Origin of the sequence: Stenotrophomonas sp. PD6, from assembly GCF_049199305.1 — a bacterium.
In the GTDB taxonomy this organism is placed as follows: Bacteria; Pseudomonadota; Gammaproteobacteria; order Xanthomonadales; family Xanthomonadaceae; genus Stenotrophomonas.
This window is the reverse complement of sequence record NZ_JBLZQD010000006.1, coordinates 131103-152140: the sequence shown is the minus strand read 5'-3', so window position 1 is coordinate 152140 and position 21038 is coordinate 131103. Positions and strand designations below refer to the sequence as shown.

At 68.2% G+C, this 21038-nt stretch carries 16 protein-coding genes; 9 read left to right on the top strand and 7 right to left on the bottom strand.

The genetic code is table 11. The features are described from left to right. The first annotated feature begins 8 nt into the window (after nt 1-8). From ACOZHM_RS11130 to leuB, 4 genes are read left to right on the top strand one after another with little or no spacing between them, the layout of a single operon-like run. Nucleotides 9-791 carry a class I SAM-dependent methyltransferase gene (locus tag ACOZHM_RS11130; protein WP_421569312.1) on the top strand — a complete coding sequence of 261 codons (783 nt, stop codon included), beginning with the start codon at nt 9-11 and terminating at the stop codon, nt 789-791. Nucleotides 792-839: 48 nt separating this feature from the next. Continuing rightward, complete coding sequence (gene leuC, locus ACOZHM_RS11125; protein ID WP_421569311.1) at nt 840-2261, top strand: 3-isopropylmalate dehydratase large subunit; 1422 nt, start codon at nt 840-842, stop codon at nt 2259-2261. Continuing rightward, nucleotides 2261-2839, top strand: coding sequence for a 3-isopropylmalate dehydratase small subunit (gene leuD, locus ACOZHM_RS11120; protein ID WP_421569310.1), 579 nt, complete (start codon nt 2261-2263; stop codon nt 2837-2839). The genes leuC and leuD overlap by 1 nt, the downstream gene beginning before the upstream one ends. Beyond that, entirely contained in the window at nt 2829-3887 is a 1059-nt protein-coding gene (leuB, locus tag ACOZHM_RS11115) for a 3-isopropylmalate dehydrogenase (RefSeq protein WP_421569309.1), read from the top strand. The genes leuD and leuB overlap by 11 nt, the downstream gene beginning before the upstream one ends. A gap of 142 nt (nt 3888-4029) precedes the next feature. Here leuB and ACOZHM_RS11110 read toward each other — a convergent pair whose 3' ends face one another. Both ACOZHM_RS11110 and ACOZHM_RS11105 read right to left on the bottom strand, forming a co-directional pair. Further along, nucleotides 4030-7188, bottom strand: a complete 3159-nt coding sequence (locus ACOZHM_RS11110; protein ID WP_421569308.1) for an efflux RND transporter permease subunit — start codon at nt 7186-7188, stop codon at nt 4030-4032. Nucleotides 7189-7192: 4 nt separating this feature from the next. Then, nucleotides 7193-8323, bottom strand: coding sequence for an efflux RND transporter periplasmic adaptor subunit (locus ACOZHM_RS11105; RefSeq protein ID WP_421569307.1), 1131 nt, complete (start codon nt 8321-8323; stop codon nt 7193-7195). Nucleotides 8324-8445: 122 nt separating this feature from the next. Between ACOZHM_RS11105 and ACOZHM_RS11100 the strand changes: the two genes are divergently transcribed. The 3 genes from ACOZHM_RS11100 (at nt 8446) to ACOZHM_RS11090 (ending at nt 11282) form a co-directional block, all read left to right on the top strand. Further along, nucleotides 8446-9117 carry a TetR/AcrR family transcriptional regulator gene (locus ACOZHM_RS11100; protein ID WP_421569306.1) on the top strand — a complete coding sequence of 224 codons (672 nt, stop codon included), beginning with the start codon at nt 8446-8448 and terminating at the stop codon, nt 9115-9117. 136 nt (nt 9118-9253) lie between these two features. Further along, a complete protein-coding gene (locus tag ACOZHM_RS11095) occupies nt 9254-9901 on the top strand; it encodes a protein-L-isoaspartate O-methyltransferase family protein (RefSeq protein WP_421569305.1) in 648 nt (215 codons plus the stop codon). Between the two features lie 16 nt (nt 9902-9917). Beyond that, a complete protein-coding gene (locus tag ACOZHM_RS11090) occupies nt 9918-11282 on the top strand; it encodes a TolC family outer membrane protein (protein WP_421569304.1) in 1365 nt (454 codons plus the stop codon). Between the two features lie 192 nt (nt 11283-11474). Here ACOZHM_RS11090 and waaA read toward each other — a convergent pair whose 3' ends face one another. Beyond that, on the bottom strand, nt 11475-12773 hold the full coding sequence (gene waaA / locus ACOZHM_RS11085) for a lipid IV(A) 3-deoxy-D-manno-octulosonic acid transferase (protein ID WP_421569303.1): 1299 nt from the start codon (nt 12771-12773) through the stop codon (nt 11475-11477). 96 nt (nt 12774-12869) lie between these two features. On the opposite strand from waaA, the gene ACOZHM_RS11080 reads away from it, so the two are divergent. Then, a complete protein-coding gene (locus ACOZHM_RS11080; protein ID WP_421569302.1) occupies nt 12870-13790 on the top strand; it encodes an LpxL/LpxP family Kdo(2)-lipid IV(A) lauroyl/palmitoleoyl acyltransferase in 921 nt (306 codons plus the stop codon). A 193-nt stretch (nt 13791-13983) separates the two neighbouring features. On the opposite strand, the gene ACOZHM_RS11075 is transcribed toward ACOZHM_RS11080, so the two are convergent. From ACOZHM_RS11075 to ACOZHM_RS11060, 4 genes are all read right to left on the bottom strand, one after another. After that, on the bottom strand, nt 13984-14433 hold the full coding sequence (locus tag ACOZHM_RS11075; RefSeq protein WP_421569400.1) for an REP-associated tyrosine transposase: 450 nt from the start codon (nt 14431-14433) through the stop codon (nt 13984-13986). A gap of 170 nt (nt 14434-14603) precedes the next feature. Beyond that, a complete protein-coding gene (locus ACOZHM_RS11070) occupies nt 14604-15926 on the bottom strand; it encodes an O-antigen ligase family protein (RefSeq protein WP_421569399.1) in 1323 nt (440 codons plus the stop codon). Beyond that, a complete protein-coding gene (locus ACOZHM_RS11065) occupies nt 15907-17019 on the bottom strand; it encodes a glycosyltransferase (RefSeq protein WP_421569301.1) in 1113 nt (370 codons plus the stop codon). Before ACOZHM_RS11065 ends, ACOZHM_RS11070 begins: the two co-directional genes overlap by 20 nt. Before the next feature lie 16 nt (nt 17020-17035). Further along, entirely contained in the window at nt 17036-17233 is a 198-nt protein-coding gene (locus ACOZHM_RS11060) for a zinc-finger domain-containing protein (protein WP_411852073.1), read from the bottom strand. Between the two features lie 326 nt (nt 17234-17559). On the opposite strand from ACOZHM_RS11060, the gene ACOZHM_RS11055 reads away from it, so the two are divergent. Continuing rightward, entirely contained in the window at nt 17560-20910 is a 3351-nt protein-coding gene (locus ACOZHM_RS11055) for a GH92 family glycosyl hydrolase (protein WP_421569300.1), read from the top strand. Nucleotides 20911-21038: the final 128 nt, after the last annotated feature.

Genomic DNA, 21038 nt, shown 5'->3' with positions numbered 1-21038 from the left:
AAGCAACCATGAGTGCCTTCGACAGTCCGTATGCCCCCGACGCCACCCAGCAGTGGAATGCGCACGACTACGCCATCGACGCCGGCTTCGTTCCGCTGCTCGGCGGCGCGGTGGCGCGCCTGCTCGATCCGCAACGCGGCGAGCGCATCCTCGACCTGGGCTGCGGCGATGGCGTGCTGAGCTTCGACCTGGCACTCAGTGGCGCCCATGTCACCGGCATGGACAGCTCGCCCGAGCTGATCGGCGGCGCGCGCGCACGCGGCATCGACGCGCACCTGATGGACGCGCACGCCATGACCTTCGAACGCCGCTTCGATGCGGTGTTCAGCAATGCGGCACTGCACTGGATGCGCGAGCCGGACAAGGTGATCGACGGGGTGCGCCGTGCCCTGCGCAGCGGCGGCCGCTTCGTCGCCGAGATGGGCGGCCAAGGCAACGTGGCCACCATCACCAGCGCGCTGCAGGCCGCCCTGTGCAGCAACGGCCATGCGCTGCCCGCGTTCCCGTGGTACTTCCCCAGCGACGACGAATACGCCGAGCGCCTGCGCGCGCACGGTTTCCAGGTGCGCCACATCGAGTGCCTGCCGCGCCCGACCGTGCTGCCCACCGGCATGCAGGGCTGGCTGCGCACGTTTGCTTCTCCCTTCCTGGTCGGGTTGGATGCGGCCCAGCGCCAGCGCGTGCTGGATGACACTGTGGCGCTGCTGGCGCCGACCCAGCGCAACGGGCACGGCCAGTGGACCGCCGATTACGTGCGGCTGCGCTTCGATGCGCGGCTGCGTACTTCCTGAAAGATCCGAACCGCCCTATCGTCACACGAACCACAGCAAGGCCATTCCATGACCCCAGCTCCCCGCACCCTGTACGACAAACTGTGGGACGCCCACGTTGTCGTGCCCGAATCGGACAGCGCGCCCGCCGTGCTGTACATCGACCTGCACCTGATCCATGAAGTGACCTCGCCGCAGGCCTTCACCGAACTGCGCGAGCGCGGCCTCTCCCCGCGCCGCCCGGACCGGACCAAGGCCACCATGGATCACTCCACCCCGACCCTGCCGGCCGGGCCTGACGGCAAGCTGCCGTATGCCAGCGCAGCCTCCGAGGCACAGGTGGCGATGCTGGCGCGCAACTGTGCCGAGTACGGCATCGAACTGTTCGACCTGCAGTCGGCCAACCGCGGCATCGTGCACGTGATCGCGCCCGAGCAGGGCTTCACCCAGCCGGGCATGACCATTGTGTGTGGCGACAGCCACACCTCCACCCACGGGGCGTTCGGCGCGCTGGCGTTCGGCATCGGCACCAGCGAAGTCGGCCATGTGCTGGCCACCCAGTGCCTGCTGCAGCGCAAGGCCAAGACCATGGCGATCACCGTCGATGGCGCGCTGGCGCCGGGCGTGGGCGCCAAGGACGTGGTGCTGCACATCATCGGCGTGATCGGGGTCAACGGCGGCACCGGCCATGTGCTGGAATTCCGTGGCAGCGCGATTGAGGCGATGGACATGGAGCAGCGCATGACCCTGTGCAACATGTCGATTGAAGCGGGCGCGCGCGCCGGCATGGTGGCGCCGGACCAGGTCACCTTCGACTGGGTGGCCAACACCCCGCGTGGCCCGAAGGGCGTGGAGTTCGACATCGCCGTGGCGCAGTGGACGCAGCTGCGCAGCGATGCCGGCGCGCGCTTCGACGTGGAGGTCCACATCGATGCGGCCGACATCCGTCCCACCCTGACCTGGGGCACCCACCCGGGCACCGCCATCGCCGTGGACGCGCCGATTCCGGCGGCCAACGATGCGGCCGACCAGAAGGGCCTGGACTACATGCACTTCCACGCCGGGCAGACACTGGCCGGTACGCCGGTGGACGTGGTGTTCGTCGGCTCGTGCACCAACGGCCGGCTGAGCGACATGCGCGAAGTGGCGCAGGTGCTGCAGGGCCGCCGCGTCGCCACCGGCGTGCGCATGCTGGTGGTGCCGGGCTCGGAGATCGTCAAGCGCCAGGCCGAGGCCGAAGGCATCGACGCCATCGTGCGCGCGGCCGGTGCCGAATGGCGTGAGCCGGGCTGTTCGATGTGCATCGCCATGAACGGCGACCTGGTCGCCCCCGGCCAGCTGGCCGTGAGCACCAGCAACCGCAACTTCGAAGGCCGCCAGGGCCCCGGCTCGCGCACGCTGCTGGCGTCGCCGATGACGGCCGCCTGGGCGGCGGTAAACGGCCGCGTGGCCGATCCGCGTGAACTGTATGCCGCACAGGAGGTGGCCTGATGAGTGGCTTCCGCACCCTGACCTCGACCAGCGTGGTGCTGCGCGAGACCAACATCGATACCGACCAGATCATTCCGGCCCGGTTCCTGTCCACCACCGAGCGCGTGGGCTTGGGCAAACACGCCTTCAATGACTGGCGCTGGCAGGCCGATGGCGCGCCGAACCCGGCGTTCGCCTTCAACCAGCCGCACAACGCCGGGCGCAGCATCCTGCTGGCCGGGCGCAACTTCGGCTGCGGCTCCTCGCGCGAACATGCGCCGTGGGCGCTGACCGACCTGGGTCTGCGTGCGATCGTGAGCAGCGAAATCGCCGATATCTTCCGCGGCAATTCGCTGAAGAACGGCCTGCTGCCGATCGTGCTGGCCGAGGCCGACGTGCAGGTGCTGATGCAGCGCCCGGACGACGAACTCACCATCGACATCGCCGCGCGCGAGCTGCGCACGCCCGATGGCCGTACCTATTCCTTCCCGCTGGACGGCTTCTCGCAGACCTGCCTGCTGGAAGGCGTGGACCAGTTGGGGTATCTCTTGGGGCGTGTCCCCGAAATCGAACGCTACGAGAGTGAACATGCACGCTGAGATTGTCGTATTGCCCGGTGATGGCATCGGTCCCGAAGTCGCCGCTGCCGCTGTTGCGGTGCTGGGCGCGGTGGCCGAGCGCTTTGGCCACACCTTCCACTTCAGCGAACACGATATCGGCGGCATCGCCATCGACCGCCATGGCGAGCCGCTGCCGGCCGCCACACTCGACGCCTGCCGGGCCGCCGATGCGATCCTGCTGGGCGCGGTAGGTGGCCCGAAGTGGTCCGACCCGAATGCCAAGGTGCGCCCGGAACAGGGCCTGCTGGCGATCCGCAAGGCACTGGGGCTCTATGCGAACCTGCGCCCGGTGCGCACCCACCCCGCCGCGCTGGGCGCCTCGCCGATCAAGGCCGAGCTGCTGGAAGGCGTGGACTTCGTGGTGGTGCGCGAGCTCACCGGCGGCATCTATTTCGGCGAGAAGACCCGCACCGCCGACACCGCCAGCGACCTGTGCAGCTACAGCGTGGGCGAGATCGAGCGGGTGATGCGCAGTGCGTTCCGGCTGGCGCAGCAGCGCCGCGGCAAGGTCACTTCGGTGGACAAGGCCAACGTGCTGGAAACCTCGCGCCTGTGGCGCGACGTGGCGGCCCGGATCGGCCGTGAGGAATTCCCGGAGATCGCGCTGGAGCACCAGCTGGTGGATTCGATGGCCATGCACCTGCTGGCCAAGCCGCGCGAGTACGACGTGATCGTGACCGAGAACATGTTCGGCGACATCCTCACCGATGAGGCCTCGATGCTGGCCGGTTCGCTGGGGTTGTTGCCATCGGCGTCGCTGGGTGAGCCGGGTGCGGTCGGCATCTACGAGCCGATCCATGGGTCCGCGCCGGACATTGCCGGCAAGGGCATTGCCAACCCGTACGCCACGATCTTCAGCGCCGCGATGCTGCTGCGCCATTCGTTGGGGTTGGAGGCCGAAGCGGCCGCCATCGAGGCGGCCGTGCATGCGGCGTTGGATGATGGGGTGTTTACTGCGGACCTGGCGGCGAAGGGCCAGGCGGTGAGCACGAGTCAGGCGACTGATGCGGTGCTTGCGCGTTTGTAATTCGCGGTAACGATCGTAACGACGGGGTAGAGCGGACTGTTAGTCCGCTCTACCCCGTCGAATGCCACCCGTCGGGGATCCCGATGGGACCGCCCGCCGGGATGCCACACCCTCTCGGGGTGTGGCATGGCCCGACGAGGCGCTATTGCGCCTCGTCGGGCTTCACCCGGAACCACGCCGCATACAGCGCCGGCAGGAACACCAGGGTCAGCACGGTGCCGACAATCAGCCCGCCCATGATCGAGATAGCCATCGAGCCGTAGAACGCGCTGCGCGACAGCGGGATCATCGCCAGCACCGCCGCCAGTGCGGTCAGTACGATCGGGCGGAAGCGGCGCACCGTGGCATCGATGATCGCGTGCCAGCGGTCATGGCCCGCATCGATGTCCTGCTGGATCTGGTCGATCAGAATCACCGAGTTGCGCATGATCATGCCCGCCAGTGCGATCGTGCCCAGCAACGCCACGAACCCGAACGGCGCACGGAACAGCAGCAGGAACAGCGTCGCCCCGATGATGCCCAGCGGCGCGGTCACCAGCACCATCGCCGCACGCGAGAAGCTGCGCAGCTGCAGCATCAGCAGCGTGGCCACCACGATCAGGAACAGCGGCATGCCGGCCTTGATCGAGTTCTGCCCACGTGCCGAATCCTCCACCGTGCCACCGGTCTCCAGCAGGTAGCCGGACGGCAGTTCGGCGCGGATGCCATCCAGCGTCGGCAGGATCTGCTGCACCACGTCCAGCGCCTGGCTGTTGTCAGCGATGTCCGCACGTACCGTCACCGTCGGCAACCGGTTGCGGTGCCAGATGATACCGTCCTCGAACACGTACTCCAGCCGCGCCACCTGCGACAGCGTCACCGAGGTGCCGCTCGCCGTGGGAATGGCCAGGCTGCCCAGCATGTCCAGGCGTACCCGTTCGTTGTCCGGCCCACGCAGCAGCATCTCGATCAGGCGGTTGCCTTCGCGATACGTGCTCACGCTCGTGCCCGACAGCGAGGTGCCCAGCAGCTGGCTCACCTGCGCACTTGTCACCCCCAGCGCGCGCGCACGGTCCTGGTCGATCACCAGCCGCACCACCTTGCTCGGCTCGCTCCAGTCCAGGTTGACGTTCATCACGTGCGGGTTCTCGCGCACCTTGGCTTCCACCTGGCGCGCAATGGCCTGCACCTGCTCGATGTGCTCGCCCGAGATGCGCATCTGCACCGGGTAGCCGACCGGCGGGCCGTTCTCCAGCCGGGTCACGCGCATCTGCACGTCCGGGAACTGCGGAATCACGTCCTTCAGCAGCCAGGCGCGGGTGGCCTCACGCGCTTCGGCGTTTTCGGTCAACACCACGAACTGCGAGAAGTTGGTGGCCGGCAACTGCTGGTCCAGCGGCAGGTAGAAGCGCGGCGAACCCGTGCCCACGTAGGCCACGTAGTTGCTGATGCCCTCGCGGCCCTTCAGCAGCTTCTCCAGCTTGGTCGCCTGCGCCTGGGTGGCCTGCAGCGAGGCACCTTCGGCCAGTTCGATGTCCACCATCAGCTCCGGCCGGGTCGAATCCGGGAAGAACTGCTGCGGCACAAAGCGGAAGATCAGCAGCGAGAACACGAACAACGCCGCCGTGGCCGCGATCACCCACCAGCGGTGGCGCAGGCATGCATCCAGGAAGCGCCGGAAGCGCGTATAGAACGGCCGCTGGTACGGGTCATGATCGTGCGCCAGTTCCTTCGGCGCGATCCAGCGCGCGAATGCCGGGTAGCGGTCGGCCCAGCGCAGGCGCCTGGCGTGCCAGCGCCCGGCCAGGCTTTCCGGCTTCGGCGGCTGCGGATTGAACAGGTCCGGCAGCATCTTGTCGCCGAGGTACGGAATGAACAGCACCGCGGCGATCCACGACACCACCAGCGCGATGGTCACCACCTGGAACAGCGAACGGGTGTACTCACCGGTACTGGACGCGGCCGTGGCGATCGGCAGGAAGCCGGCGGCGGTGATCAGCGTACCGGTCAGCATCGGGAAGGCCGTGCTCTCCCAGGCGAAGCTGGCCGCGCGCAGGCGGTCGTAGCCCTGCTCCATCTTGGTGGCCATCATCTCCACCGCGATGATCGCATCGTCCACCAGCAGGCCCAGCGCCAGCACCAGCGCGCCCAGCGAGATCTTGTGCAGGCCGATGTCGAAGTAGTGCATGACGAAGAAGGTCATCGCCAGCACCAGCGGAATGGTCACGCCCACCACCAGGCCGGTGCGCAGGCCCAGCGAGAAGAAGCTGACCAGCAGCACGATCACCACCGCCTCGGTCAGCACCTGCACGAACTCGCCGACCGATTCTTCCACCGCGTGCGGCTGGTCGGAGACCTTGCGCAGCTGCATGCCGGCCGGCAGCGTCTTCTGCAGGCGCTCGAACTCGGCGTCCAGGGTGGCGCCCAGCTTGAGGATGTCGCCGCCGTCCTTCATCGCCACCGCGATGCCAATGGCGTCTTCGCCCATGAAGCGCATCTTCGGCGAGGCCGGGTCGGCGAAGCCGCGCTTGACCTCGGCGATATCGCCCAAATGCACCGTGCGGTCGCCGGCCTGGATCGGGAAGCGGCGGATGTCGTCCACGCTCTTGAACTGGCCGGTTACGCGCAGCTGCACGCGGTCGGTGGGAGTTTCGAAGAAGCTGGTGGCGGCCATGACATTCTGGTCGGCCAGCGACTGCTGCACCTGCTGCAGCGACACGCCCAGCGTGGCCAGCTTGGTGTTGGACAGCTCGATCCAGACCTTCTCGTCCTGCAGGCCCTCCAGCTCGATCTTGCCCACGTCCGGCACCCGCTGCAGCTCCAGCTGGATGCGGTCGGCGTAATCGCGCATGACCGCGTAGTCGAAGCCCTGCCCCGTCAACGCATAGATGTTGCCGAACGTATCGCCGAACTCATCGTTGAAGAACGGGCCGACGATTTCGCGCGGCAGGGTCGGCTTGATGTCGCCCACGCGCTTGCGCACCTGGTACCACAGGTCGGGAATCGCCTTGGAACGCAGGCTGTCGCGGGCCACGAAGATCACCTGCGATTCGCCCGGGCGCGAGTACGAGCGGATGAACTCGTACTGCCCGGTGTTGAGCAGGGCCTTCTCGATCGGCTCGGTGACCTGCCGCGAGACCTGCTCGGCGGTGGCGCCCGGCCACATCGTGCGTACCACCATCACCTTGAAGGTGAACGGTGGATCCTCGGACTGGCCCAGGTGCTTGTACGACCACGCGCCGATGATCGCGAAGGCCAGCATCGCGAACAGCACCAGCGCGCGGTTGCCCAGCGCCCATTCGGAAAGATTGAAGCGGCGCACGGGGTCAGTGCCCCTTGGCTGCGGCAGCGGGGGCAGCGGCCGGCTTCAGCACCGGGCGATTCTGCCGGTCCACCGGCGTCACCGTCTGGCCCTCGCGCAGCAGGTGCCCACCGGCAGCAACGACCCAATCCTGCGCGGCCACGCCGGACAGCACCGGCACCGCATCGGGGCCATAGGCGCCCACCGTGACCGGCGTGGCCTTGATCGCGCCGTTGGACGGATTGACCACCCACACGCTGGCGGTGCCATCGGCGCCCCGCAGCACCGCACCCAGCGGCAGCTGCAGCGTGCCGGTGCGGCCGGCGGCGGCGAACACGCGCGCGCTCTGGCCGAGTTCGACTTCCTTCGCAGCATCCGCCGAGAGGCTGACCCGGGTGGCGTAGGTGCGGGCCTGCGCATCGGCGGCCGGTGCGATCTCGCGGATCGTGCCCGGCAGCATCTGGCCCGGCTTGTTCCACAGTTCCACCTGCACTTCCTGGCCGACCTGGTAATCGCGGATGTTGCTTTCCGGCAGCGCGATCAGCACCTCGCGGCCACCGTCGGCGGCCAGCGTGAACACCGTCTGCCCGGCGCCCACCACCTGCCCGGCTTCGGCCTGGCGGCTGGCGATCACGCCGTCGGCCGGCGCGCGCAGCTGCGCATAGCCGGTCTGGTTGCGGGCCACCGCCAGGTTGGCGCGGGCGGCGTTGGCCTGGCCCTGCGCGGCCTTGTAGGCGGCGGTCTGTGCGTCGAGCGTCGACTGGCTGACCAGCTGCTGCTCGGCGAGCTTGGCGTAGCGCTTCTGGTCATCGCGGGCGCGCACCAGGTCGGCTTCGGCAGCGGCCAGCTGCGCCTGCGAGGCGCTTGCCTGCGAGGCGAAGTCGGCCGCATCCAGTTCGGCCAGCAGGTCGCCCTTGCGCACGCGCTGGCCGGCATCGACATGGCGTTTGACCAGATTGCCGCCCACCCGGAACGACAGCGGGCTCTCCTGCAGGGCATGGACCTCGCCCGGGTACGCCGCCACTTCCTGGCCGCTCACCGTGCCCGGCTGCACCACCAGCACCGGGATCGGCGCGGCCGGCTCGGCGTCCTGTTTGCCACACGCTGCCAGCATCAACGCCAGCAGCCCACTGCCTATCCATCGCAAGTTGTTCATGAGGTCCTGGACCTTGAGTACCGGGGGAGACCGTCTGGAAGCGACACTCTATTCCATGACGGCTAATAGTGAACCAGTCGGTATAGTATAAATATCGAACCGATTGGTCTAGTATTGATTGAATGACTGATCCGACCACTTCCGCAGCGCCGCCCAAGCCCTCCGCCAAGGCCGCCGGACCCGGCCGCCCGAAGGATCTTGGCAAGCGCGCGGCGATCCTGGACGCGGCCAAGGCCCTGTTCGTGGAGCAGGGCTACAGCGGTGTCAGCATGGATAGCATTGCCGGGCAGGCGGGCGTGTCAAAGTTGACCGTTTACAGCCATTTCGGCGACAAAGAGACCCTGTTCACCGAAGCAGTGAAGTCCACCTGCGTCGAGATGCTGCCCGACGCGCTGTTCGTCACCGACGCCGACGGCGCGCTGGACGAGCAGCTGCTGGGCATCGGCCGGGCCTTCTTCAACATGATCACCTCGCCGGCCGCGGTGGCCGTGCAGCGGGTCATGATGGCGCCCGATACCGACGACCGCATCCGCGAAATGTTCTGGCTGGCCGGCCCGCAGCGGACCAGCGATGCGCTGGCCGAATTCCTGCGTGCCCGTACTGCCCGGGGCGAACTGGAGATCGTCGACTTCCAGACCGCGGCCCTGCAGTTCTTCACCCTCATCAAAGGGGAGCTGCATACGCATATGATGTGCGGGCTGCGGCCGGCCCCGGCCGAGTGCGACGCGGACGCCCACGTGGCGGCCTGCGTCGCCTTTTTCCTGAGGGCGTACGCCACCCGCCCGGGGCTGTAACACCAATATGAATGGACCGGAGGTCGCGGTGACTTCCGGCACTGCGACCCCGGCGCGACGGCAGCGATGCTCTCAGCGCGCCGCCGGCTCCCGGCACCGGTAAAATGGCCGGCCCACTGCGCTGGATTAGAACCTCATGACGATCGATTACGCCCACGCCCGCGAACTGATGGTTGAACAACAGATCCGTCCCTGGGACGTGCTGGAAATTCGCGTGCTCGATGTACTGGCACGTTTGCCGCGGGAGGCGTTTGTCGCTGAATCGCACAAGGCCCTGGCTTACGCCGACATCGAACTGCCGCTGGGCTTCGGGCAGAAGATGATGAAGCCGGTGATCGAAGGCCGCACCCTGCAGGCGCTCGACCTGCAGCCGGGCGACGAAGTGCTGGAGATCGGCACCGGCAGCGGCTACCTCAGCGCCTGCATGGGCGAACTGGCCCGCGAAGTGCTGAGCCTGGAAATCCAGCCGGAACTGGCCGCCGGCGCACGTGCGCGCCTGGATGCCGCCGGCCTGGGCAACAACGTCCGCATCGAGACCGCCGACGCGCTGAGCTGGGACACCGAGCGCCGCTTCGACGCCATCTGTGTCACGGCCGCGGTGGACACCATCCCGTCACGTTTCACCCAGTGGCTGCGTCCGGGTGGGCGTCTGTTCGTGATCCACGGCAAGTCGCCGGTCATGGAAGCGGTGCTGGTCAAGACCGATGGCAGCACTGAGTCGCTGTTCGAAACCGATATCGATTACCTGCGTGGTGCCGCTCCGGCGCCCCAGTTCCAACTCTGAGTCCAAGGAAGCCGCAATGATCCGCCGATCCCTCGCTATTGCGCTGGCCGCCGCCCTGCTGCCGATGACCGCCTCTGCCGCCGACCTCCTGCAGGTCTACGAAATGGCGCGCAACGGCGATCCGCAGCTGTCCGCGGCCGAATCGACCCGTCTGTTCGACAAGGAAGGCGCCGTGCAGGCGCGTGCGGCCCTGCTGCCGCAGATCAACGGCGAGGCCTCGCTCACGCAGAACCGCGTCACGCCGAACCACGACGTCAGCTCGACCTCGTTCACCACCAAGAACCGCAACTACGGCCTGAGCGCGTCGCAGACGCTGTTCAACTGGACGCAGATCTCGAACCTGCGCTCTCAGCGTGACCTGAGCAAGGCGGCGGACTTCACCCTGGATTCGGCCAACGACAGCCTGATCGTGCGCACCTCGGCGGCGTACTTCAACGTGCTGGTGGGCATTGAATCGCTGTCGGCGGCACAGACCAACGAAGCGGCGGCCAAGAAGCAGTTCGACTTCGCCGACAAGCGCCTGGAAGTGGGCCTGGCGCCGATCACCGACGTGCATGAAGCGCGCGCCCAGTACGACCAGGCCCGCGCCAACACCATCATTGCGCAGAACACCCTGGCCGACGCCTACCAGGCGCTGACCGAACTGACCGGCCAGCCGGTCACCGACCTGCGCGCACTGCCGGCCGACTTCCGCCCGGAACTGCCGGCCAAGTACGCCACGGTCGACCAGCTGGTCACCGAAGCGGTCACGCAGAACCCGGCGCTGAAGGCGCAGGAGCTGAAGGTGAGTGCGGCCGAGTCCGGCGTGTCCGCCGCGCGTGGCGGCCACTACCCGACCCTGTCGCTGGGTGCCAGCGCCGGCCGTTCGGCCAGCTGGGGTGACGTGGTGGGCAGCGGCTCGAACTTCAGCCCGGACCAGCGCAGCAACAGCATCGGCCTGACCCTGAGCGTGCCGATCTTCTCCGGCGGCGCCACCCAGTCCGGCGTGCGCCAGGCCCTGGCCCAGCGCGACATCGCGCAGGACGGCTACGAGCAGCAGAAGCGTGCCCTGGACCGCAATACCCGCAATGCCTACCAGACCCTGGTTGCCGGCATCAGCGAAGTGGAAGCGCGCCGCCTGGCCGTGGTGTCGGCGCAGAGCGCCTACGACGCCTCGCAGGTCGGCCTGGAAGTGGGTACCCGCACCGTGCTGGACGTGATCCAGAACCAGCGCATCCTGTTCTCGGCCCAGCTCGAGTACGCCAACGCCCGTTACACCTTCCTGCAGAACCGCCTGCAGCTGGGCCAGGCCGTCGGCACGCTGGACATCGCCGACCTGCAGGACATCAACCGCCTGCTGACCCAGCAGGCTGCCACGCCGAGCACCCAGGTCAACAACTGATCGCGGTGTAAGGCGGGAAGGAAAAGCCACCCAATCGGGTGGCTTTTTTGTTTTGCGGCGTAGAGCCACCCCATGGGTGGCTGCCTTTGCTTCCGACACCGCGCAGCCACCCATGGGGTGGCTCTACCGGGGAATTCCGCGCCGCACAGCCACCCATGGGGTGGCTCTACCGCGTCGGGGTCGGCTTGTCGTTCAATTCAGCGGGGGCGGCAATCGCGGGGCAATCAGCTCCACCGTGCGCTTCAACGCGCCCCGGCCATTGCTGACCAGCGCGCAGCCCGCGCTGGCCATGTCTTCGCGTGCGTCGGGATCGCGCAGCAGGGTAAGCAGTGCATCGCCCACGCCCGCCGCGTCATCGGCGATCACCACCGCACCCGCCTCGCGCATGCGCCGGGAGATCTCGGCGAAGTTGTGCAGGTGGGGGCCGGTGACCGTTGCAGTTCCCATCGCGGCCGGTTCCAGCAGGTTGTGCCCGCCGATCGGCTGCAGGCTGCCGCCGACGAAGGCGACCTGCGCGCAGCCATAGAACGCCATCAGCTCGCCCAGCGTATCGATCACGAACACGTCGCTGTCGGCCTGCGGCCATTGCTGCTGGCGGCGCGTGCTGACCTTCCAGCCCTGCTCGCGCGCGAGGGCCTCCACGCGCGGGAAGCGTTCGGGATGGCGCGGGGCCCATAGCAGCAGCAGATCGGGAATCTGCTGGCGCAGCCGGCGGTGCAGGTCGATGGTGGCCTGCTCCTCGCCTTCATGCGTGCTGGCGGCGATCCATACCGGCCGCGAGCCGGGCACCGCCGCATGGAAGTGCGCGGTGAACTCGCGCACGTTGGGCGTGGCGATGTCGAATTTCAGGTTACCCAGCGGCTGCACCTGTTCCGGCAGCGCGCCGAGCTGGATGAAACGCTCGGCATCGTCGGCCGATTGCGCCGCCACGCAGGTCACGGTGCGCAGCGTGCGTCCGATCAATGGACGCAGCAGCCGGTAGCCGCGCAGCGAACGCGCCGACAGCCGCGCGTTGAGGATGTATACCGGAATGCCACGGTCGCGGCAGCCGAACAGCAGGTTCGGCCACAGCTCGGTTTCCAGGATCAGCGCCAGGCTGGGCTTGAAGTGGCCGAGGAAGCGGCCGACGCTGCCGGGGACGTCGTACGGCAGGTACACATGGTCGACCGCATCGCCCCACAGCGCACGCACCCGCTCCGAGCCGGTGGGGGTAATGGTGGTGATCACCCAGCGGATGTCCGGGCGCAGCGCGCGCAGCGCGTTCACCAGCGGCGCGGCCGCGTTCACCTCGCCCACCGACACCGCGTGCAGCCACACGCGCGGCTGCGCACTGGGGTGCGGGTAGGAGGCGTAGCGTTCGTCCCAGCGCTGGAAGTACTCGCGCACCCGGAAACCGCGCCAGACCAGGTGGTACACGGTGATCGGCAACAACAGGTACAGCACGGCCGAATACAGGCCGCGCAGGATCCATTCGACAGGGCTTTTGCGCATGCGCAGAGGATACGGGAGCGGCACCGGGAAAGACATGCAGGCCTGGCGGGTGGCCCGCCTGACGCACCGTCGAGACGCATGTCTTAGAATCGGGGCATGTCAGATAACGCTTCCACCGCTACCCGCCCGTCGCTGCGCAATCCCCGCCACTGGCCGACGTTCGCCTTCATGCTGGGCGCCTTCGCCATCGCCCGGCTGCCGTGGGGCCTGCAGCGCGCCTTGGGCCGGGGCGTGGGCACCGTGGCCTACCGGCTGGCCAGCAGCCGCCGCCGCGCCGCCGAGGTCAACCTGAAGCTGTGCTTCCCGGAGAAGGACGACGCCTGGCGCCAGCGCCTGCTGCGCGACAGCTTCGATGCCCTGGGCGTGGGCATCTTCGAATTCGCCCGGGCCTGGTGGGGCAGCATCGACAGCATCCGCCCGAAGGTGCAGATCGAGGGCCTGGAGCACCTGCACCGGATGCAGGCCGAGGGCCGCGGCGTGCTGCTGGTCTCCGGCCACTTCATGACCCTGGAGATGTGCGGGCGCCTGCTGTGCGACCACGTTGATCTTTCGGGCATGTATCGCAAGCACCGCAACCCGGTGTACGAGTGGGCGGTGAAGTTCGGGCGGCTGCGTTATGCCAAGGCGATGTATGCCAACGAAGACATCCGTGCCACCGTGCGCCACCTCAAGAAGGGTGGGTTCCTGTGGTACGCGCCGGACCAGGACATGCGGGGCAAGGACACCGTGTTCGTGCCGTTCTTCGGCCAGACCGCCTCAACCATTACGGCCACGCACCAGCTGGCGCGCATGACCGGGTGCGCGGTGATTCCGTACTTCCATCGTCGCGAGGGCGGCAAGTACTTTTTGAAGATCGGCGCGCCGCTGGAGAACTTCCCGAGTGAGGATGTGGAAGCGGATACCGCGCGGGTCAACAAGGCGATCGAGGACATGGTCCGCGAAGCGCCGGACCAGTACCTGTGGATCCACCGCCGCTTCAAGCGCCAACCGGGTGGCCGCAGTAATTTCTACAAATAACGGGTAGCGCCACCCCATGGGTGGCTGCGCGATGCAAATCAATTGGTAGAGCCACCCCATGGGTGGCTGCGCGATGCGAATCAATCGGTAGAGCCACCCCATGGGTGGCTGCGCGATGCGAATCAATCGGTAGAGCCACCCCATGGGTGGCTGCGCGATGCCGGAACGTAGAGCAGCCACCCATGGGGTGGCTCTACCAGACCGGCCAGCGCGACCACGCGTGAGGGTACTCACCCGGCGCTACGGACAATCCTGCTCTGATCGGGTTGGCAACAATGTACTGGGCAGCCGTTTCCAGCGATTCATCGGTACGCAGGGCGTGATCGTAATAGCCGCGCTGCCATACTGGTCCGCAATCCAGATGCGCGTTCAACAGTCGGCTACTACGCGACTTGAGTAAATTCATGCAGTTGGGCAACGTCCCCTTCTTCAACTGCATCAACCAGTGCACGTGGTCGGGCATCACCACCCACGCCAAACTGTAGCTGCAGCCGCTGCGCTCCACGTGACGCAAGGCTTCGATGACAGCCAATGCGTTTTCATTGCACTCGAATAATCGGCGCCGGTTCAGGGTCACCGTCGTCAGCGAGTAGATGTACTCGGCTTGGGAGACGCGACCGCGCTGGAGTCGTGGGCTGGCCATACCTCCATCCTGCAGAAACAGCGGCATGGAACGGCATCACCAAGTGCCGCGTCCGCCTCTCAGGGAAACCCGTGGAGCCACCCCATGGGTGGCTGCGCGATTCCGGAACGTAGAGCAGCCCCCCATGGGGTGGCTCTACGGGCGCGAAGCGCCGTTGCGCACGCCCCCTCTCAGGGTTCGTCGCGGGCCAGCAGGCTGCCTGCGTACAGCGCCGCCAGCAGCAGGGTCAGGCCACCCCAGAAGGTGGAATAGAACGCCAGGTGGGTGTTGAACGGGAACACGGTGACCGCCAGCGCCAGCATCGCCGGGCGCGCGCGGTCACGCGCTGCCAACGGCGCGAAGCGCCACGCGCGCCATGCCTGCGCGGCCGCCGCCAGCCACAGGAGGAGGCCGAGCACACCGGTTTCAGCCAGGATCTCCAGCACGATCTGATGCGCATGCAGCGCCGGCCCCTCACCCCACACCTCCTGCTGGTCCGGGTGCGGGTTGCACTGCGGGTACGCATCGCGGAAACCACGCGCGCCCACGCCGTTGATCGGGTGCTGCTCGATCATGCACCCCGCCGCAGCCCAGATCTGCGCGCGCCCGGACAAGGCCTGGTTCACGCCATCGCTCTCGCCTTCCCACGCCATCGCGGTGCGCTCCAGCCGCTCGCGCACCTGGTGCGAGCCGGCGGCCAGCGCCACCGCCGCCGCCAACCCCACCGCCACGCAGGCCAGCAGCCCGCGCGCGCCCAGCAGGCGCCAGCCGGAAAACACCAGCACCAGCGCATAGGTCAGCCAGGCCGCACGCGAACCGGCCAGCACCAGCACCGCGCCCACCGCAGCCGCCACCAGCATCCAGCCCCAGCGGCCAAAACGCGCGGCAGCAGCAAACAACAGGAACGGCGACAGGCTGGCCAGCACCTGGCCGAACTTCAGATTGCACGGCCCCAGCACACCGCTCAGGCGATCGGCCGCCGCCATCTCTGCCGGCGGGCACAACCCATGGCCACTGATGGCCCACTTCAGCTGGTCCATCGACCAGAACAGCGCGCTGGTGCCGAACGCGGCCTGCGCCAGCGCATCCAGCGCCCATACCCCGGTGATGATCGCGATGCCCTTCAGGGTCAGGGCGCGCCGCTCAGGCGTGGCCACCGCAATGGCCACCAGCCACATGAAGGGCAGATAGCGCAGCCCGGCGGCGGTCTTGCGCCACGCGGTGCCGGGATCGATCGCATCGAAGGCGGAAAACGCCTGCGGCAACCAGTAGCCCAGGAACAGGATGCTGGTCAGCGCCCACGCGGGGCTGCTGAGCATGCGCTGCTTGCCTTGCAGGCGCAGCTGCACCATCCGCGCAGCCGCATACAGCGCACCCAGCCCCAGCGTGGTTTCGGCAATGCCGGGCAGCGGCAGCAGCGCGACGAACGCGATGACCCACCACGGCGCCCAGCGGCCCGCACGGAAGCCCGGCGAACCCGGCGCCTTGACCGGCTCAGCCAGCGAGGGAGGTATAGAGCTGGAGCGTGTCACGTTGCATCGCCTGCAGGGTGAACGGAATCCGCGTGGGAAGCGCGGGCGGCTGCGCCAGCAACTGCTGCGCGCGGGCCAGCAGCGCATCGGCATCGCCCAAGGGTACCGCGCCGGATGGCTGCAGTTGTTGCAGCAGCTCACCAACACCGCCGTGGTTCCAGCCCAGTACAGGTCGGCCCACCGAGAGCGCCTCGACCACGGTGCGGCCAAACGCCTCGGCCTTGTCCGACAGCTGCAGCACCAGATCGCTGGCGGCATAGGCCTCCGCGATTCGCGCGGTAGGCGCGGTCATCAGCACGGCGTCGGCCACGCCCAGGCTGCGCGCCTGCGCCTCCAGCTCGGCCACATAGCGCTCGCGCCCCGGCTCACGCGTGCCCGGCATCCACAGCCGTGCGGGTATGCCGGCGGCGTGCAGCCCGGCCAGCAGCGCGAGTGCATGCCGATGGCCCTTCAGCCGCGTACCGCGACCGGGCAGCAGCAGCAGCGGCGCATCACCGGCCAGTGCCGGGTGCTGCGCGGCCACCGCCAGGCGCGGGCGCCGGTCCTGCCGGCCAACGCGCGGGAACTGCGCGGTATCCACGCCGCGCGGAATCACCTGCAGGCGCTCCGGCGGCACGCTGGGGTAATGAGTGCGCACGAAGTCGCGCACGCAGTTGGACACGCAGATGACCCGTTCACCGCTGGTCATGACCGCGCTATAGCGGCTGGGCGAATTGAGCCCATGCACCGTGGTCACCCAGTGCGGGCGAACGGCCGCCGGCAAATTGCGCACTGCATACAGGCCCAGCCAGGCGGGCAGCCGCGAACGCGCATGCACGATGTCCGCGCCGGTCTCGGCCAGCAGGTTGCGCAGCGTGCGCACGTGGCGCAGCGTCCACAGCGATTTTTTGCCGATATCCAGCGTGAGGTGTTCGGCACCACTGGCCAGCAGCGGCTCGACCAGGCGACCGCCCGCCGACACCACGATGGCGCGATGCCCGGCCGCGACCAGCGCGGCGGCAATTTCCAGCGTAGAGCGCTCAACCCCGCCGGAGTGCAGCGCCGGCAGCAGCTGCACCACGGTCAGTCGGCGCACGTTCGGTTCCGCCCGCTCAGTCGGCCAGCACGAAGACCGAACCGCAGTACGGGCACGCGGCTTCGCCGTTGGGCTCGTCTTCGATCGGCAGGTACACGCGCGGATGCGAGTTCCACAGCGCCATCTCCGGCGTCGGGCAGCTCAGCGGCAGATCGCTGCGGTGCACGGTGTAACGCTTTTCGGCATTGGCGGGCGCGGTGGCGGTATGGCTCATGGCGGGGGCACGGAAAGGAATTGCGAGGGCCTCGATTCTAGCACCCGGGGCGGTGGGCGCGCCGTGGCCGGTTCGGCACGGGACGCACCATGGAAAACGCCAATATGCGAATTTCCCGGGTTTAGATCGAACTAATTTCACTTGCCAGACCCGCTCCGGGTGTTGCAGGATCGGATGCGTTCCGATCAAACCCCCGATCGCATGGCCCGTCCCCCGCCGGACCTGCATCGCTTCGACTGCCCCCATGGGCGGCCGGCGCGGTGCTGTCTGCCGAGGTCGCCGATGCGGGCTTCGCCTGCCGCCAGTCCCACCCGGGAGATCCCTGCATGACCCTGCCGCACCCCCGTCCTGCCCGCCACGCCCTGCTTCCGCTGGCCCTCGCCCTGGCCTGCTCGGCGGTCGCCCTGCCCGCCTTCGCGCAGGGCCTGCAGACCTCCTTCGAGCCGGGCGAACCCGCCCCGCAGGCCAGCAAGGGCAGCGTGCAGCTGAAGATCGGCAAGGGTCCGGAGGCACCGTATGCGGCCAAGCCCGGCGTCGGCTACAGCGGGCTGCGCGCCCTGCACTACGCCAGCGCCGGCGGCACGGCCAGCAGCCGGCTGTTCGCCACCGACGTGACCATCGACGCCGACACCACGCTGTCCTGGCTGGTCCTGCCGGAGATCGTCGGCGACGACACGGTGGCCTCCACCTATGTCTCGCTGGACCTGGTGCTGGACGATGGCAGCCGCGTGTCGGCCAGCGCCGCGCGCGACCTGCACGGCATCGCACTCGGCGCCAAGGCACAGGGCGATTCCAAGACCCTGTACCCGCAGCAGTGGGCGCACAAATCGGTGCGCCTGGGCGATGTGGACGCGCTGCGCGGCCGCCGCGTGGTCGCCATCGAGCTGGACGTGGCCAGCGCCGCCAACGCGCCGGTTTCCGGCTGGATCGACGACGTGCGCCTGGACAGCCAGCCGCGCACCGCACCGGCACGCGCGTCGGACTGGGTGCTCACCACCCGTGGCACACAGGCCAACGGCACCTTCTCGCGCGGCAACAACTTCCCCGCCACGGCAGTACCGCACGGCTTCAACTTCTGGACCCCGGTGACCGATGCCGGCGCGTTGAACTGGCTGTACCGCTGGAACGAGCAGAACAACGCCGCCAACCGCCCGCAGCTGCAGGCGCTGGCGCTGAGCCACCAGCCCAGCCCGTGGATGGGCGACCGCCAGACCTTCCAGGTGATGCCGTCGGCCAGCCGTGGCGTGCCCGAGGCCGACCGCAGCAAGCGCGCGTTGTCGTTCGCGCGCGACAACGAAAGCGCGCGCCCGTACCGCTATGCGGTGCGCTTCGACAACGGTATCGCGGCCGCGATCGCACCGACCGACCACGCCGCGCTGTTCCAGTTCGAGTTCCCCAAGGACGGTGACGCCAACCTGCTGTTCGACAACGTCGACGCACGCGGCGGCATCACCCTGGACGAAGCCACGCAGACGCTGTCGGGCTACACCGATACGCGCAGCGGCCTGTCCAACGGCGCCACCCGCATGTACGTGGTGGCCAGCTTCGACCGGCCGTGGCGCAGCAGCGGGCGTATCAACACCGGCCGCCCCACCGGCTACATCAAGTTCGACCCGGGCAGCGACCGCCGGGTGACCATGCGCATCGCCACCTCGCTGATCTCCGTTGAACAGGCCCGCCACAACCTGGCGCTGGAGCTGGCGAGCGACGACACCCTCGATACCGTCGCCGCCCGCGCGCAGGACGCGTGGGACCAGCGCCTGGCGCGATTCGACATCGGCCAGGCCAGCGACGACCAGAAGACCACGCTGTATTCCAGCCTGTACCGCCTGTACCTGTACCCGAACTCCGGGCATGAAAACGCCGGCACCGCCGCCGCACCGGACTGGCGCTACGCCAGCCAGGCCAGTGCCGCCGAGGACAACACCGATGGCAGCGCGGTGCGCAGCTTCGCGCCGATCCGCGATGGCAAGGTGTACGTCAACAACGGCTTCTGGGACACCTTCCGCACCACATGGCCGGCCTACACGCTGTTCACGCCGGACGACGCCGGCGCGCTGGTGCAGGGTTTCCTGGAGCAGTACCGCGCCGGCGGCTGGGTGGCCCGCTGGTCCTCGCCCGGTTATGCCGACCTGATGGTGGGCACCAGTTCGGACGTCGCCTTCGCCGACGCCTACCTCAAGGGCATCAAGGGCTTCGATCCGGATGAGGCGTACCAGGCCGCATTGCGCAACGCCACCGTGGTGCCGCCGGACCGCCACGTCGGCCGCAAGGGCATGGACAAGTCCACCTTCCGCGGCTACGCCAGTGCCGACGTGCATGAAGGCATGTCGTGGACGATGGAAGGCGCGCTCAACGATTTCGGCATCGCCAACATGGCCACCGCGCTGGCCAAGCGGGCCGACAGTCCCGCCGCGCGCGAACGCTACACCACCGAGGCGGCCTACTTCCGCGCTCGCGCCGGCACCTACGCCACCGTGTTCGACCCCGCCGCCGGTTTCTTCCAGGGCCGCAAGGAAGACGGCAGCTGGCGTGTGGCTGCGAAGGACTACGACGCACGCGTGTGGGGCCACGACTACACCGAATCCAACGGCTGGACGTTCGCCTTCACCGCCGCGCATGACGGCGAAGGCCTGGCCGGCCTGTATGGTGGCCGCGCCAAGCTGGCCGAGAAACTGGATACGTTCTTCAGCACGCCTGAAACGGCGGATCCCAAGTTCTCCGGCTCCTACGGCGGCACCATCCATGAAATGACCGAAGCGCGCGATGTGCGCATGGGCATGTACGCGCACAGCAACCAGCCCTCGCACCACATTCCCTGGATGTACCTCTACGCCGGGCAGCCGTGGAAGACCCAGCAGCACGTGCGCGAGATCCTGTCGCGGTTGTACGTGGGCAGCGAGATCGGCCAGGGCTACCCGGGCGATGAAGACAATGGCGAGACCTCGGCGTGGTACGTGCTGGCCTCGCTGGGCCTGTACCCGCTGCGGATGGGGTCGCCGGAGTACGCGATTGGTTCACCGGCCTTCAAGCACGCCCGGGTGGAACTGCAGGGCGGCGCGGTGTTGACCGTGAATGCCCCGGAGAATTCGGACCGCAACCTCTACGTTCAGTCGCTGAAGATCAACGGCCAGCCGTGGACCAAGACCTGGGTGCCGCATGAGGTGATCGCCAAGGGCGCGACGCTGGACTTCGAAATGGGCCCGGCGCCGTCGACCTGGGGCACGGGGCCGGACGATGCGCCGCGTTCGTTGACCGCGCGTGGTGAGCGCCCGGCGCTCCTGCATGACCTGCTGGGCAGCGGTGCGCGGGCGCAGCTGGACGATGGGCGGGTGCTGGCCGCGCTGACCGATGATGACGCGGGCACCGTGGTGCCGTTCGGCGGCAAGGGCAGCATTGTGTTCACCGGGGTGGCCGATGGTTCGCCGTCGATGTACACGCTGACCAGCGGCAATGCGCCGATCCGGGGCGGCAAGTGGACGCTGGAGGCGCGCAAGGCCGGTGGCAGCTGGGTGGCGCTGGACCAGCGCAGCGGTGAAACGTTCGAGTGGCAGCAGCAGACCCGTCCGTTCCGGATTGCCAAGCCGGGCCGTTATGCCGAGTACCGGTTGCGGATCGAGGGGCCGGGGCGGATGCAGCTGGCCGAGGTGGAGTTGCTGGCGCCAGCCGCGCCGTAATGAAACGGGGGCGCGATTAGCCCCCCCGTTCCGTAGAGCCACGCCATGCGTGGCTTAGCGGTGCCGGACCCGATGGGTAGAGCCACGCCATGCGTGGCTTAGCGGTGCCGGACCCGATGGGTAGAGCC